Here is a 14,714-nt window from a genome sequence, read left to right as displayed (position 1 = left end):
GGTTGTGTAAGAAGAGATAGAGTTTTCTTTATTATGTATTCATATAAACATAGTAAGGCTGTAGTTGTTTTAATAGTTTGCCAAATCTTCTGTAAGAATTTATACTTTGTAGTTATATAGTTACAAATAGTAGAAGTTATGAAAGAAATTTTAGACCCAATCAATGATTTACTGAAAAACTCAAAAGAAAGTATAGTTAATAAAGGCCTTAAAAAGCTAGATGTTGTATCTCGTGAAGAGTTTGAGATTCAAAAAAAGATTTTGTTAAAAACACGCACAAAGCTTGAGCAAGTTGAAGCAAAACTAGACTCTTTGATAGCGGAGAAAAAGTAGCGTGTCTTTAGCGGTACTATCTAGTCGAGCTCAACTTGGCATCGAAGCTCCTTTGGTGTCTATTGAGGTTCATCTTTCAAATGGATTGCCAAGTCTTTCTATAGTTGGTTTGCCGGAAGCAGCTGTAAAGGAAAGTAAAGATCGTGTTAGAAGTGCTATTATAAATTCAGGTTTTAATTTTCCTAATAAACGCATCACAATAAATTTAGCTCCAGCAGACCTACCTAAAAGTAGTGGTAGATTTGATTTACCAATAGCTCTAGGAATACTTTATGCTTCAGGTCAGGTTAATCTAGCTAAAGATACAGAAGAATATGAGTTTGCTGGTGAACTTTCACTAAGTGGAGAGTTAAGAAAAATAGCTAGCTCAATCCCAATGGCAATAAAGTCTGTAAGTTCTAAGAAAAAACTTATAGTGCCAACATCTAATGAAAAAGAGATAGCGCTGGTTGAAGATGTAGAAGCTTATGGTTTTTGTGATCTAAAAGAGGTTGCTGATTATCTATCAGGTGAAGCCACAAAAGAGCAGATACAGCCAAGCAAAAAAGTTGATTTTGAAAGCTTGTATAAAGATTTAGAAGATGTAAAAGGACAGTATCAAGCAAAACGAGCTTTAGAAATAGCTGCATCAGGTGGGCATAATATATTGCTTGTTGGACCTCCTGGTACAGGAAAAACAATGCTTGCAAGTCGTTTGAATTCAATACTACCATCATTAGATAAGAAAGAAGCACTTTCATCAGCAATGATAGCATCTATTAAAGGTGAAACCGACATAGCAGAGAGCTTTTATAAAAGACCTTTCAGACACCCTCATCATACTTCATCAGGTGTGTCATTAGTTGGTGGAGGTAGCAATCCAATGCCTGGAGAGATTTCTCTAGCTCATAACGGCGTATTATTTTTAGATGAACTTCCAGAGTTTGATAGAAAAGTACTAGAGGTTTTGCGTGAGCCACTTGAAACAGGCACGATAAATATCTCTAGAGCAAAGTGTCAAGTTGAGTATCCGGCTAATTTTCAGTTAATTGCTGCAATGAACCCTTGCCCGTGTGGTTATCTTGGGTCGCAATATAAAGACTGTAGTGATACGCTGCAGGCTATTCGTAGGTACCAAGCAAAACTTTCAGGTCCTTTGTTAGACAGGATTGATTTGCATGTAGAAGTACTTGAGCTACCAAAAGATGACCTTACAAACCAAGAGTTGAAAGGTGAGAAAAGTACTACAGTGCGTAAGCGAGTTGAAAAAGCTAGGGCTATTCAGATAAAACGACAAGGTAAAATCAATTCTGAGCTGAGTAGTAAAGAGTTAGATAAAGTCTGCGAGCTAGATAGTGAAAGTAAAAATATGCTTAACATGGCAATCGAAAAAATGGGGCTTTCAGCTCGTGGATACTATAAAATACTCAAAGTAGCTAGAACTATAGCAGATTTAAATGATATGAATGTAGTAGATAAACGAGCAATCCAAGAAGCTATCAGTTATAGAAAGATGGATAGGTTTATTAAGTAAAAATAAAGAGCCTTTAGAGAGTATGGGAAAAAATTGTGAACAATATAGTTATAAATATCATCTTTATACTTCTGCCATTTATAGTAGGGGGTGTTATAAAAATTTTCTATGGCGAGAGTTTTTTTATAAGCAGGTACAGGGTCTCAAGAGAGCTTAATGAGCTGAATAATTTATCCATAAAGATACAGGGAAATGATAATAAATTTTCACGGTCAATATTTCAGGGCAAGCTGGATATGGAATTACAGAATTTGTTCTATAAAGATTTAAGCTTGACTGTTAATAATGATGATAAACTAGATCTTATTTTGGAAATGCTTAAGAGAATACCACCGTCAAAGATAAAGAAAATATCAAAATTAAGTGCTATATTTTTTAAAAAAAATAGGGTTATAATAAGTAGAAATTTACTGCTCAAAAATAGTAAAAGAGCAAGAAAATTAAATATAAGGTATTGGCTACTCTGCATCCTATTTATGGTTATTGGAGTATCTTTAATTATTTTACTAAAAGATGTTTTTAGAGGTGATATACCAATAGGTGCTGTTGCATATATAGTTTATATCTTTTGCATTGGTTTTTTATTTGAAATAATTGCTTTGCAAAGAGCGGAATGCATTTTAAAGATGGATGAGTATAAATGTATTTTTAAATCGTTTTATGACTCTGAAACAGTAAAGATTGTTAAAGAAAAAATTTAAGTTAAGGAGTTGATTTTAAATGAGAGAATTATTTTTAGAAGCGTTTGGTGAAAAGAAACTAGAAAAGCCACCAATATGGATAATGCGTCAAGCAGGTAGATATTTACCAGAATATAGAGCTACAAGATCAAGGTTTCCAGATTTTATGGATATGTGTCGTAATGCAGATGCTTGTTGTGAAGTAGCGTTACAGCCGTTAGAAAGATATGATCTTGATGCTGCAATTGTGTTTTCAGACATTCTAACAATCCCAGAAGCGATGGGATTAGACTTAAAGTTTATAAAAGGTGTTGGTCCTGTATTTTCTAATCCAATCGAGACAGATGCTGATTTTGAAAAGCTATTATCTGTAGAGGATAGTGCTGGTAAGCTTGATTATGTATACAACGCTGTTAAAACCACAAAATCTGCAATAGATATACCGCTTATTGGTTTTACAGGTAGTCCATGGACTTTAGCCGCGTATATGGTCGAAGGTGCTGGCTCTAAGCAGTTTAATAAACTTAGAAAAATGATGTACGCAAATCCAACTCTTATGCACAAGTTATTACAAAAGCTAGGAGATATTACGGTTGTATACTTACTAGAGCAAGTTAAAGCAGGTGCTGATACGCTGATGATATTTGATACTTGGGGTGGAATACTACCACAAGATAAATACGTGCAATTTTCATTACAATACATGAACTATATCGCAAAAGGCGTAAAAGAAGTACTACCTAATATGCCTGTGATGTTTTTCACAAAAGGTGGAGCAAACTTTTATGGTGAATATGCAGATGCAAGTTGTGATGGTGTAGGTGTAGATTGGAGTGTGACACTAGAACAAGCTCGTGAGCGACTAGGCAACGGTAAAGTCATACAGGGCAATTTTGACCCAGCATTTTTGTATGGTAGTCATGAAAGCATCAGAGCGAAAGTAAAAGAAAATATGCAGTTTATCCAAGCGGATAAGCTAAATAACTATATAGTAAATCTAGGGCATGGAATTTATCCGGACATTAGTCCAGATAATGTAAAAGCTATGATTGATGCGATTAGAGAGTTTAACTAAAACTTCGGTTATAGTTGCTGTTAGTGATAAATAAGCTTGCAATCAATGAAAATGTTGTTATTATATACTTCATAAACGCGGGGTGGAGCAGCTTGGTAGCTCGTCGGGCTCATAACCCGAAGGTCGTAGGTTCAAATCCTGCCCCCGCTACCAGGAATTTTTTAAAAGGCCCTTTATGGGCCTTTTTGCTATCTAAAGCATAGCAAAAGTTAAATGCAAACTCTAAGGGGTGAAAATGGTACTAGACAAATTATATGAGTTAGTAGAACCCATCACAGCTGATTTAGGCTATATATTATGGGGCATAGAGATAGTTGGTAGTGGTAAGATGACTATCCGTATTTTTATTGATCATGAAAATGGTGTGGCTGTAAATGACTGTCAAACTGTGAGTAGAGAGGTTAGCGCAATATTTGATGTAGAAGACCCAGTTGCTAGTAAATATACTCTTGAAGTGTCTTCACCAGGCATGAATCGCCAGATATTTAACATTATCCAAGCAGAAGCTTTATTAGGGTTTAATGTTAAAGCAGTTACAATAGCTCCAGTTGAGTCACAAACAAAATTTAAAGGTAGGCTTACTCGTGTTGAAGGTAACAATGTTGTATTGGTATTAGAAGACAGCCAAAAAGAAGTAAGTTTTGATTTTGATGAGCTTAAAAAGCTAAGAGTGTCACCAGAGTTTAGTTAAGAGGTATAGATAAATGAGTAAAGAATTATTAACAGTACTAGAAACTGTAGCGAATGAAAAAGATATTTCTAAAGATCTTTTGTTTGAGGCAATGGAAGAGGCTCTTGCGATTGTAACTAAGAAAGAGCTAGATGAGCAAATGAATATAGAAGTTAAAATTGACCGTGTAACAGGTGATTATTTAGCTGATAGAGTTTGGCATATAGTTTCAGAAGATGAAGATTTGATAGATTACTCTAGAGAGCTATATGAAGATGTTGCTCGTGAAAAAGGCTACGATGTAAAAGCTGGTGATGTAATTAGAGAGCCAGTTGAAACTAAAGTTTTTGGTCGTATAGCTGCTACTATGGCTAAGCAAATTTTGATGAAAAAAATCAAAAACTTTGAAAGAGAGAGAGCTGCAAAAGTTTATTTAGAAAAAATCGGTGATATCGCTTACGGCGAAGTTAAAAGAGCTACTTATGAGCTTTTAATTATTGATCTTGGGAATAATTTTGAAGGCATCTTAGCTAAAAAAGATCTTATTGCTCGTGAAAGATTCCGTGTTGGAGATAAAATTAGAGCAGTAGTTCAAGATGTTGAAAGAGATGAAGATGGTACGCCAAATACTATTATTTTGAGTAGATCTAGCGATACGATGTTAAAAGCGTTGTTTAAACTAGAAGTTCCAGAGGTTGAAGAAGAAACTATTGAAGTTGTAAATGTTGTGCGTGAGCCAGGATTTAGATCTAAGGTTACAGTAAAAAGTAATGATCAAAGAATTGATCCTTGTGGTGCCTGTGTAGGCGTTAGAGGTTCAAGAATACACTCTGTAATGAATGAGCTTAATGGTGAAAAGGTTGATGTTATTCTTTGGGATGCAGAAACTGTTCAATATGCTATAAACTCACTTTCACCCGTAGGTGCTGAAGATATCTTAGAAGTAAACGTAGATGAAGAGTCTAGTTCTATGGATATCGTTGTTAGACAAGAAAGTTTATCTAAAGCAATCGGTAAAAATGGTGTGAATGTAAGGCTAGCAAGCGCACTAATTGGTTGGAAGATAAATGTATTATCTGATTCTGAGCAAGAAGAAAAGCAGGTTGGTATAGTTGAAACATTTGTTGAAGTCTTAGATATTGACCATGACTTTGCATTGGTTCTTATAGAAGAAGGTATTGAAACACTTGAAGATCTTGCTTATCTTGATAAGGATGAGCTTTTAGAGATCGAAGGTTTTGATGAGGATGTTGTAGATGAGTTACAAGAAAGAGCAAAAGCTGCATTAGTTTCAAAAGCTTTAGGTGGTAAAGAGCCGGCTGAAGATCTTTTAAATATGCAAGGGATGAGTGAAGAGTTGGCTAAGCAATTAGCACAATCAAATGTAGCTACTATGGAAGATTTGGCTGAGTTATCTGTTGATGAACTACTTGATATAGTGCCTATGGATGAAGAGCAAGCTACAGATTTAATTATGCAAGCAAGAGCTCCTTGGTTTGAGTAAAAGTTAAAATACAGGAGAATAACACATGGCAAATATTACGGTAGGGCAATTAGCTCAGCAAACAAATAAAGATGAAGAAACTCTATTAAAGCAACTTAAATCTTTTGGTATAGACAAGTCAAGTAAAGATGACACTCTAACTGCAGATGAGATGAAGACTTTATTAGCAAAAATAAATAGTGCAAAAGCAGCACCGGCTAGAAAAAAAATGACATCTACTGTTAGAGCTGGTGGAGATCACAAAATAAATGTATCTGTAAAAAGAAAAAGACGTGTAGCCAAGAAAGTTGAGGATGCTCCTAAAGAAGAAGCTAAGGATTTAGTTTCAGAAGCTAAAGAAGTTGTTAGCAATTTAAAAGAAAAAGTAGCTCCAGTTTTGGAGAAAGTTGTTGATACTATAGAAACAAATGTGGTTGAACCAGCTAAAGATACTGCTAAAGACATTGCAGCTGAAATTAAAGAAAAGACTGTTGCAGCAAAGCCTAAGGATAGTGGTTTTAAGATAACTTCTATGCCAACCGTTAAAAAGGTTGAACAAGAAGAGAGCAACACTAGAGAGCCAGCTAAGAAAAAAGCAGTTAAAAAAGTGTTTTCAAACGCTAACACGACAAATACTAAGTATAAAAAAGAAGAAGAAGATAAGCGTGGCAAAGCTAAAAAAGCTGCGGGTAAAGGATTTAAGAAAGCCAACCCAAGACAGCTGTCTCAGCTTGCTGGTGGTGATTCATTTGATGAATTTGGCTCTAAAAAAGGTAAGTTAAAAACTCCTAAAGTTAAAAGACAAGAGTTTACAAAGCCTGTTGAAGATACCGTTAGAACTGTAGAGATTTATGAAGGTATCACGGTAAGTGATTTGGCTTCAAGAATGGCAGTAAAAGGTGCTGAAATTGTTAAAGTACTTTTTAATATGGGTGTAATGGCAACAATCAATCAATCTTTAGATGAAGATACTGCTATATTAATTATTGAAGAGATGGGACATAAGTATACTTTACATAATGCAAATGCTCTTGAAGAAGCTGTAACTACAGTAGACAGAAGTGCATTTAAGAAAATATCTCGAGCTCCTGTTGTAACTATTATGGGTCATGTAGATCATGGTAAAACATCATTGCTTGATTATATTCGTAAAGCTCGCGTCGTAGCGGGTGAAGCTGGTGGTATTACTCAGCATATTGGTGCTTATTCAGTTGAAACTGAGAAAGGTTCGATTACATTCTTAGATACTCCAGGCCATGAAGCATTTACTTCAATGCGTGCAAGGGGTGCAAAATCTACAGATATCGTAATTTTAGTAGTAGCAGCGGATGATGGCGTAATGCCTCAAACAGAAGAAGCTATTAACCATGCAAAAGCTGCAGGTGTTCCGATAGTTGTTGCTGTAAATAAGATAGATAAACCAGAAGCTGATCCTGAAAAAGTAATTAGCGAATTGGCTCAAAGAAATGTGATTCCAGAGTCTTGGGGTGGCGATGTAATGTTTGCAAATGTATCTGCTAAGAGTGGTGAGGGTATCCCAGCTCTATTAGATGCTGTGCTTTTACAATCAGAAGTACTTGAGTTAGAAGCGTTTGCTGATGGTTCTGGTGAAGGTGTCGTTGTTGAGTCGCGCCTTGAAAAGGGTCGTGGACCAGTTGCAACTGTATTAGTTCAAAACGGTAGCCTAAAGCAAGGTGATAACATTCTATGTGGTACTGAGTATGGTAGAGTTAGAGCTATGCATGATGATCTTGGTAAACAAATTAAATCAGCAGGACCGGCTACTCCGGTTGAAATACTTGGTCTATCAGGTGTACCAGCTGCTGGTGATGAAATGGTTGTGATTGAAAATGAGAAAAAAGCTAAAGAGCTTGCATCTCAAAGATCACAAAAACAAAAAGAAGCTAAAATTGCTCAAGAGCAATCACTTAAACTATCTAATATGTTTAATAGTATGGGTAAAGAGGGTGAGCAACAAACACTTAAGATTATCCTTAAAGGTGATGTACAGGGCTCTGTTGAAGCAATTAGAGAATCTTTACTTAAACTTTCTACGGAAGAAGTTAAAGTTGATATTATCACTAGTGGTATTGGTGGTATTACATCATCTGATATTACTTTAGCTGTAGCATCTATGGCTGTTGTTGTAGGCTTCAATGTGCGTGCTGATGGCGCTGCTAAAAAATTAGCGGAAACTGACGGTGTTGAGCTTCGTTACTATAATATTATTTATGATTTAATCGATGATGTTAAAATGGCAATGACTGGTCTTCTTTCACCTGAAATGAAAGAGCAGATTGTTGGTATAGCTCAAGTGCGTGAGGTTTATAGATCTACTAAGTTTGGTTCTATCGCTGGCTGTATGGTGATTGAAGGTACTGTTAAGAGAACTAACCCTATCCGTGTACTTAGAGATAGCGTAGTTATTTATGAAGGTACTTTAGAGTCTCTTAAACGATTCAAAGATGATGCAAATGAAGTCAAAAAAGGTATGGAATGTGGTATAGGTGTAAGAAACTATAACGATGTTCGTGCTGGTGACCAAATAGAAGTCTTTGAAGTTATTGAAGTAGCGAAGGAGCTATAGAATATGGCAGCACAAGGTAGAGTTCATCGAGTAGAAAGTGAACTAAAAAAAGTTTTAGCTGTAGTTTTACGTACTAGAATAAATGACACAAAACTTGCTATGTGTACTATTACAGAGGTTGAAGTTTCTAAAGACTTATCTTATGCAAAGATTTATTACTCTTGTTTGATTGCTGAGGATGTTGAGTATTCTAAGAAAGCTTTTCAAAAATCTAAAGGCCTTTTTAGAAATGCTATCGCTAGCTCCCTTAAGCTTAGAATTGTACCTGAGTTGAAGTTTATCTATGATGATTCGCTTGAGTATGGTGCTAAGATGGAGTCAAAAATACAAGATGCTTTAGATGCAGATGCTAAGTTCATAAAACAAGACGAAGAGTCTTTAGAAGAAAACTACAAAGGTAGTGATAAAGATAGTAAAGTCGAAAAACTAAGATAGAGGTTTCTCTATGAATAAAATCCAAATTATTCGTGGCTTCAATGATATTCTTCCAGATGAGAGCCCTAAATGGCAGTTTCTGGAATCTAAGATTAACAAAGTTCTAAATAGTTATAATTACCAAGAAGTTAGGCTTCCTATACTTGAGAAAAGTGAGCTTTTTCATCGTAGTGTTGGTGAAACTTCAGATATTGTATCTAAAGAAACTTATGATTTTGCAGATAGAAATGGTGACAGTCTTACTATGCGACCAGAAGGTACTGCTGGATGTGTAAGAATGGTTATTGAAAAAAGCTTGGCTAATCGTGGACAAACACAGAAGCTATATTATTCAGGACCAATGTTTCGTTATGAACGACCTCAGAAAGGTCGCTATAGACAGTTCTATCAGCTTGGTGTTGAGGCTTATGGTTTTGATGGTTTGGCTATAGATTTAGAGATTTTAGCTATTGCATGGAACTTGTTCTGTGAGCTCGGTCTTTCTCAAGATATAAAGCTTGAGTTGAACTGTTTAGGTTCAATAGCTAGTCGTAAAGAGTACACACAAGCACTTTTAAAATATTTAGAACCCTTTCACAATGAGCTTGATGAAGATTCATTAAAGCGACTAGATAAAAACCCACTAAGAATATTGGATAGTAAGGTTTCTACTACTCAAAATATTCTTAGACAAGCACCTAAGTTAACTGATTACATAGACGCCCAAGAATTACAAAGGTTTGAGAAAACCTGTGAGTTTGTATCAGCATTAGGCGTAGATTATAGTATAAATAAAAACCTTGTAAGAGGCTTGGATTATTATAGTGGTTTAGTGTTTGAATGGACTACAGACAAGCTTGGTGCTCAAAGTGCTATATGTGCGGGTGGCAGATACGATACTTTAGTAGAAAATCTTGGTGGACAAAAAACTCCTGCTATAGGTTTTGGTATCGGTATGGAGAGATTACTTTTGCTTTTAGAAGAGCTTGGCAAGTTAAGTGCTCAAAAAGATAAATTAGATGTCTTTTTTGTAGTAGATGAAGCCACAATTCATCAGAGTATGGTTTTAATAAATAGCATTCGTAGTGAGCTAAAAGATTTAAATATTGAAATGGATTTAAAATCTGGAAGTATGAAATCACAATTTAAAAAAGCTGATAAATCAGGTGCAAGAATAGCTGTTGTTATAGGTTCTCAAGAAATTGAGAATAAAATAGCAAACATTAAATATTTACAGCAAGATAAGCCACAACAATCGGTGGCTTTTGATGAATTATTAAACCTTTTAGAAAGAAATATATGAAACTACATAAGATAAAAGGCTATGCTTGGATTGTTGTTGGTCTGAGCTCATTTTTGCTAATTGATAAGTACATAATGAATGTTTCACCGAGTCTTATAGCAAATGACTTGATGAGTAGCTTTTCAATCAACGCTACAGAAATGAGTGCAATGGTTTCACTATTTTTATGGGCTGTTGTAATTTGTCAATTTTTTGTGGCTGGACCTGTTATTGATAAGTTAGGATTTAGAAAGGTTAGTTTTTTCTCACTAATACTATCTGCGATAGGTCTTTTATTGTTTGTTTTAGCTGCAGATATTAATAGTTTTGCATTAGGTTGTGTCTCAAGGCTTATGATCGGTATAGGAGCATCTTTTGCAACTGTTGGTTATATTAAAGCCGCAGCTGTATGGTTTGACCCAAGAAAGTTTGCTTTTGTATGTAGTTTCTTGATGACAGCTGCCATGACTGGAGCTTTGTTAGGTCAAGTACCTTTGGTTTATCTGATAGAACTGACAGGATCATGGCATACAGCATTAGTGAGCTATGCATGCTTTAGTATATTGATAGCACTGTTATATTTTGCACTAGTCAGAGACTATAATCCAGATGCTGACTTCTCTAATAATCTAAAAGAGAAAACAAGTACCCTTGAAGGCATTAAAAAGGTTCTATTTAATAAAAATAATTGGCTTTTGACTCTATATACAGGCTTAACTTTCACAACAATAGATGTATTTGGTGGTATTTGGGGCAATAATTACTTTAGAGAGCTATATAGCGTAACACCAAAAGAAGCTTCTTATATTGTATCTATGATGTTTCTAGGATTAGCGATAGGGTCTCCTGTTATAGGAAAACTTTCTGAGAAGTTTGATAATAGAGTGGGGATAATGATCGTATTTCATATTATTGCGACAATTTCATTAGCGGTAGTCTTACAAGTTAAACTTACTCCAGCTATTTCGGGAGTATTGCTGTTTATCTTTGGTTTTTGTTTGGGTGTATATATGCTTGCTTTTGCAATAGGTAATCGTATAAATCCTATTATTGTTGCAGCTACTGTTGCAGCACTTATAAATACAGGAGAGCCATTGTTGGGGGCTATATTTGATCCGTTAATTGGTTACTTTTTAGACATGACATGGACAGGTCAATACATAGACATTCATAATAATATTGTACAAACTGCAGTTGAAGGGTCGCATCGATATTTTCACGTATCTGCTTACCATAATGCCTTTTTAATACTTGTTTTAAGTATGGTCGTGGCTTTTTTCTTGTTAGTATTAATCAAGGATAAGGAAGTTAAATAAATATGCCACAACAGTCTACTCTTAAGCAAGTCTACTACGATAAAGTCAAAGAGTTAGGCTTAAAACCAGATTCTCTTCAGTTAGAAGCAATTGAAAGGCTTCAAAATATAAATAATCAATTGGTTGAAAAAAAACCTCTAAAATTTAATCTTTTTGGTAAAAAACTTTACCCTGAGATTCAAGGGTTGTACATGTGGGGTGGTGTTGGTAGAGGTAAAACTTTTATCATGGATATGTTTTATGAACAAGTTCCTGTTACGAATAAAACAAGACAACATTTCTCACATTTCATGAAAGATATTCATTCAAGATTGCGAGGATTTCAAGGTAAGAAGAACCCTATTGGAAGAGTTGCAAATCAAATAGCAAAAGAAACTAGAATCATTTGCTTTGATGAATTTTTCGTTGAAGATATTGCAGATGCTATGATTTTAGGAAATATCTTTAAAGAGCTATTTGCATTGGGTGTGGTTTTAGTAGCAACTTCAAATATTGAGCCACAAAAGCTATATTCAAGAGGACTACAGCGAGAGCTTTTTTTACCAGCGATAGAGGTTTTAAAGCAGAATGTTAGCGTACTAAACTTAGACTCAGGTGTTGATTATAGGTTTTTAGTAGATAGTGAGCACTTAAACTATACATTCCCATATAATGAGCATAATCGTAAAAATTTCTTTGATAGATTTTTTGTGCATAATAAGGATTTTGATAAGGGTAAGAGTATAAATGTCCTTGATAGAGAAATACCGACTTTATTACTAAGTCACACAGATGTTTGTTTTGAGTTTTCTATTATTTGTGGGGATGGTAGAAGTGCTTATGATTATATTGAAATTTGTAAAAGGTTTGAGCAAATATTTTTATATAATCTCGTTGGTTTTGATGAGTATAATGAAGATATGGCAAGAAGATTTATTGCTTTTATTGATGAATGTTATGATCAAAATAAAAAAGTGATAATTTTAGCAAATCAAGATTTTAAAAATATTTACAATGGTGAAAAATTAAAGTTTGAATTCCAACGTACTATTAGTAGGCTTAATGATATGCAAAACTCTAACTTTGGAAGTATAAATGGCTAGAGTACAACACTTAGAAGTTTCAGATGACATAAACGGTCAACGAATTGACAATTTCTTACTAGGCAAGTTTTCTAAGCTTCCTAAGGCTTTGATATATCGTTGGATTCGCAAGGGCGATTTGCGTGTAAATAAAAAGCGCGTTAAACAGACAACGAGGGTCAGTGCTGGAGATATAGTGCGAGTACCGCCATTTATGCTTGAGGATGAGCAAGCAGAGGTAAAAGTATCTCAGTCACACCTTGATTTTCTTGAGAGTAAAATACTCTATGAAAATGATGATTATATTATCGTTAATAAACCATCAGGGTTAGCAGTTCATGGTGGATCTGGAGTTAACTCTGGTTTAGTAGAAAGATTAAGACAACTTCGCCCAAAAGCAAGAAGATTAGACCTTGTTCATCGTTTAGATAAAGAGACATCAGGTTGTGTGATATTGGCTAAAAAACATAGTTCTTTGGTGTATTTTTTTGATATTTTTAAAGAACGAAAGGTTGATAAGATTTACTATGCTGTTGTTCATGGTAAGTGGGACAAAAGCCTTAAAACTATAAATCTACCACTTAAACGCACTGAGACCAAAGATGGCCAAAGAGTAGTAAAAGTTGACAAACAAGAGGGTAAGAATACTGTTACACATATACTTAATGTAAAGCATATCAAAGATGAATTTAGTCTGCTAAAAATAAAATTAGAAACAGGTAGAACCCATCAGATAAGAGTACACTGTAAAGAAATGGGACATCCTATAGTAGCAGATAAGAAATATGGCAATACTATTAAAGATAATCTTTTAGATCGAAAAGGTGTTAACAAGCTTTTGCTTCATGCGGGTAGTCTTGAGTTTTTTGATGAAAAACAAGATAAAACGATTAGTGTTGAAGCTAGCTTAGATGAAAGGTTTGATAATTACATCAACTAACTTAAGTTTGCCATGCCTTTAATCTGCTTTCTAAATAGATATATTGCCAAAGAGACAATCATTCCTACTGCAAAGCTAAAAATAAATAGTCCTTCCCAATTATAGTGAGACTGTATATATCCAGCTAGTGGTCCAACTAGTACACGCCCAAGTGAATCAATAGAGCTTAATATTGCAAATTGTGTTGCTGAGAATTTTAGGTTTACCAAGCTCATAATCATAGCCACTAATATCGCTGTACCCATTGCGCCAAAAAAGTATTCAACAGCTACAGATGAAACCATTAGATAATAATTTTTACCGACTATAGCTAGTGCGACATAAGTTAAGTTTGCGCAAGCCATTAGTATACTAAAGTATAAGAAACTACGATAAACCCCAATTTTTTTAGCGACCAAACCACCAAAAATAAGTCCAGAAATAGTTGCTACTAGTGAGAAAGCTTTATATGAAACAGCTATGGTAGTTTTATCAAAACCAATATCTACAAAAAAGATGGTATTTAATGAAAAAGCAATAGCATCAGCTAGTTTATAGACAATGATTATAATCAGTATTATGACTGCAGCAGAGACATTTTTACGTGTAAAAAAATCAAAAAAAGGTATTGTGAAGGCTTCTCTAAAAGATTTGGGTGCAATGCTTTGAGGGTTTTCTTTAAGCAATAAAGTATATAGTGGACAAATTATAAAAAATGGTAATATCATTAACCATGTGAGATTCCAGTTATTATGAAGTTTATCAGCAATGATTAGTACAATTGAGCCAGTAACAATCATTCCGATACGATAACCCATCACAGCAACAGCATTACCTAAAGCTCGTTCATGTTCAGTTAAAACTTCTGTTTGATAAGCATTGATAGCAATATCTTGGGTAGCTGAAACAAAGCAAATTAAAAAACCAATAAATGCGATAATCAAAGGAGAGCTTGCGGGAGAAAAAAGACTCATAAAAGCTATAAGTGAAATCAATAATACTTGAGTTAAAAGTATCCAGCCTTTGCGCCTACCAAGACCAAGAATACTTATTTTGTCTAAGAAAGGAGCCCATAGATATTTTACAGTATAAGGAAGTGCTATAAGCGTAAGGAAAGCAATTTTTTGAGTGTCTATGCCACTATCTTTATACCATAATAGCAAAGATGATGCTGTTAGCATTAGAGGGAGTCCAGAAGCATACCCTAAAATAAGCATGCTAAACATTTTTGAGTCACGGAAAGGGGCTAGAATTTTTTGTAATAATGTTGGCTTGGTATGTTGCATGTTTAATTGCTATAAACCTTAATAGTCTAAGGCTAGTTTAAAAAAAGGATAATGTAAAGAGCCTTCTAGGTAAAACGAGGATCTCAAGATAAACA

13 protein-coding genes and 1 tRNA gene are annotated in these 14,714 nt (G+C 34.7%); 13 read left to right on the top strand and 1 reads right to left on the bottom strand.

Annotated elements, in window-relative coordinates; all coding sequences use genetic code 11:
- Positions 1–138: 138 nt before the first annotated feature.
- From CDH04_RS09200 to CDH04_RS09140, 13 genes are all read left to right on the top strand, one after another.
- On the top strand, positions 139–333 hold the full coding sequence (locus CDH04_RS09200; protein ID WP_112870734.1) for an accessory factor UbiK family protein: 195 nt from the start codon (positions 139–141) through the stop codon (positions 331–333).
- Between the two features lies 1 nt (position 334).
- Positions 335–1,846: a YifB family Mg chelatase-like AAA ATPase gene (locus CDH04_RS09195; RefSeq protein ID WP_112870733.1), complete on the top strand. Its 1,512-nt coding sequence runs from the start codon at positions 335–337 to the stop codon at positions 1,844–1,846.
- A 35-nt stretch (positions 1,847–1,881) separates the two neighbouring features.
- Complete coding sequence (locus CDH04_RS09190; protein WP_162699234.1) at positions 1,882–2,547, top strand: hypothetical protein; 666 nt, start codon at positions 1,882–1,884, stop codon at positions 2,545–2,547.
- 19 nt (positions 2,548–2,566) lie between these two features.
- Positions 2,567–3,601 carry a uroporphyrinogen decarboxylase gene (gene hemE, locus CDH04_RS09185; protein WP_112870731.1) on the top strand — a complete coding sequence of 345 codons (1,035 nt, stop codon included), beginning with the start codon at positions 2,567–2,569 and terminating at the stop codon, positions 3,599–3,601.
- A gap of 76 nt (positions 3,602–3,677) precedes the next feature.
- Positions 3,678–3,754, top strand: a tRNA-Met gene (locus CDH04_RS09180).
- A gap of 82 nt (positions 3,755–3,836) precedes the next feature.
- A complete protein-coding gene (gene rimP / locus CDH04_RS09175) occupies positions 3,837–4,292 on the top strand; it encodes a ribosome maturation factor RimP (RefSeq protein ID WP_162699233.1) in 456 nt (151 codons plus the stop codon).
- Between the two features lie 13 nt (positions 4,293–4,305).
- On the top strand, positions 4,306–5,775 hold the full coding sequence (nusA, locus tag CDH04_RS09170; RefSeq protein WP_112870729.1) for a transcription termination factor NusA: 1,470 nt from the start codon (positions 4,306–4,308) through the stop codon (positions 5,773–5,775).
- A 25-nt stretch (positions 5,776–5,800) separates the two neighbouring features.
- Positions 5,801–8,341 carry a translation initiation factor IF-2 gene (gene infB, locus CDH04_RS09165; protein WP_112870728.1) on the top strand — a complete coding sequence of 847 codons (2,541 nt, stop codon included), beginning with the start codon at positions 5,801–5,803 and terminating at the stop codon, positions 8,339–8,341.
- Positions 8,342–8,344: 3 nt separating this feature from the next.
- Positions 8,345–8,776: a 30S ribosome-binding factor RbfA gene (gene rbfA, locus CDH04_RS09160; RefSeq protein ID WP_112870727.1), complete on the top strand. Its 432-nt coding sequence runs from the start codon at positions 8,345–8,347 to the stop codon at positions 8,774–8,776.
- Between the two features lie 10 nt (positions 8,777–8,786).
- The gene (gene hisS / locus CDH04_RS09155) at positions 8,787–10,058 is read left to right on the top strand and encodes a histidine--tRNA ligase (protein WP_112870726.1); all 1,272 of its coding nucleotides are present in this window, start codon (positions 8,787–8,789) and stop codon (positions 10,056–10,058) included.
- Positions 10,055–11,353, top strand: coding sequence for an MFS transporter (locus tag CDH04_RS09150; protein ID WP_112870725.1), 1,299 nt, complete (start codon positions 10,055–10,057; stop codon positions 11,351–11,353). The genes hisS and CDH04_RS09150 overlap by 4 nt, the downstream gene beginning before the upstream one ends.
- Before the next feature lie 2 nt (positions 11,354–11,355).
- Positions 11,356–12,435 (top strand): cell division protein ZapE, encoded by a 1,080-nt coding sequence (zapE, locus tag CDH04_RS09145; protein WP_112870724.1) that lies wholly within the window; start codon positions 11,356–11,358, stop codon positions 12,433–12,435.
- Complete coding sequence (locus CDH04_RS09140) at positions 12,428–13,354, top strand: RluA family pseudouridine synthase (RefSeq protein WP_112870723.1); 927 nt, start codon at positions 12,428–12,430, stop codon at positions 13,352–13,354. Before zapE ends, CDH04_RS09140 begins: the two co-directional genes overlap by 8 nt.
- On the opposite strand, the gene CDH04_RS09135 is transcribed toward CDH04_RS09140, so the two are convergent.
- On the bottom strand, positions 13,351–14,619 hold the full coding sequence (locus CDH04_RS09135) for an AmpG family muropeptide MFS transporter (protein WP_234393456.1): 1,269 nt from the start codon (positions 14,617–14,619) through the stop codon (positions 13,351–13,353). The genes CDH04_RS09140 and CDH04_RS09135 overlap by 4 nt on opposite strands.
- Between the last annotated feature and the right edge of the window lie 95 nt (positions 14,620–14,714).

Origin of the sequence: Francisella adeliensis (assembly GCF_003290445.1) — a bacterium.
GTDB classification, from domain to species: Bacteria; Pseudomonadota; Gammaproteobacteria; order Francisellales; family Francisellaceae; genus Francisella; species Francisella adeliensis.
The sequence above is the reverse complement of the archived record's forward strand: the minus strand, read 5'-3'. Positions and strand labels throughout refer to the sequence as shown.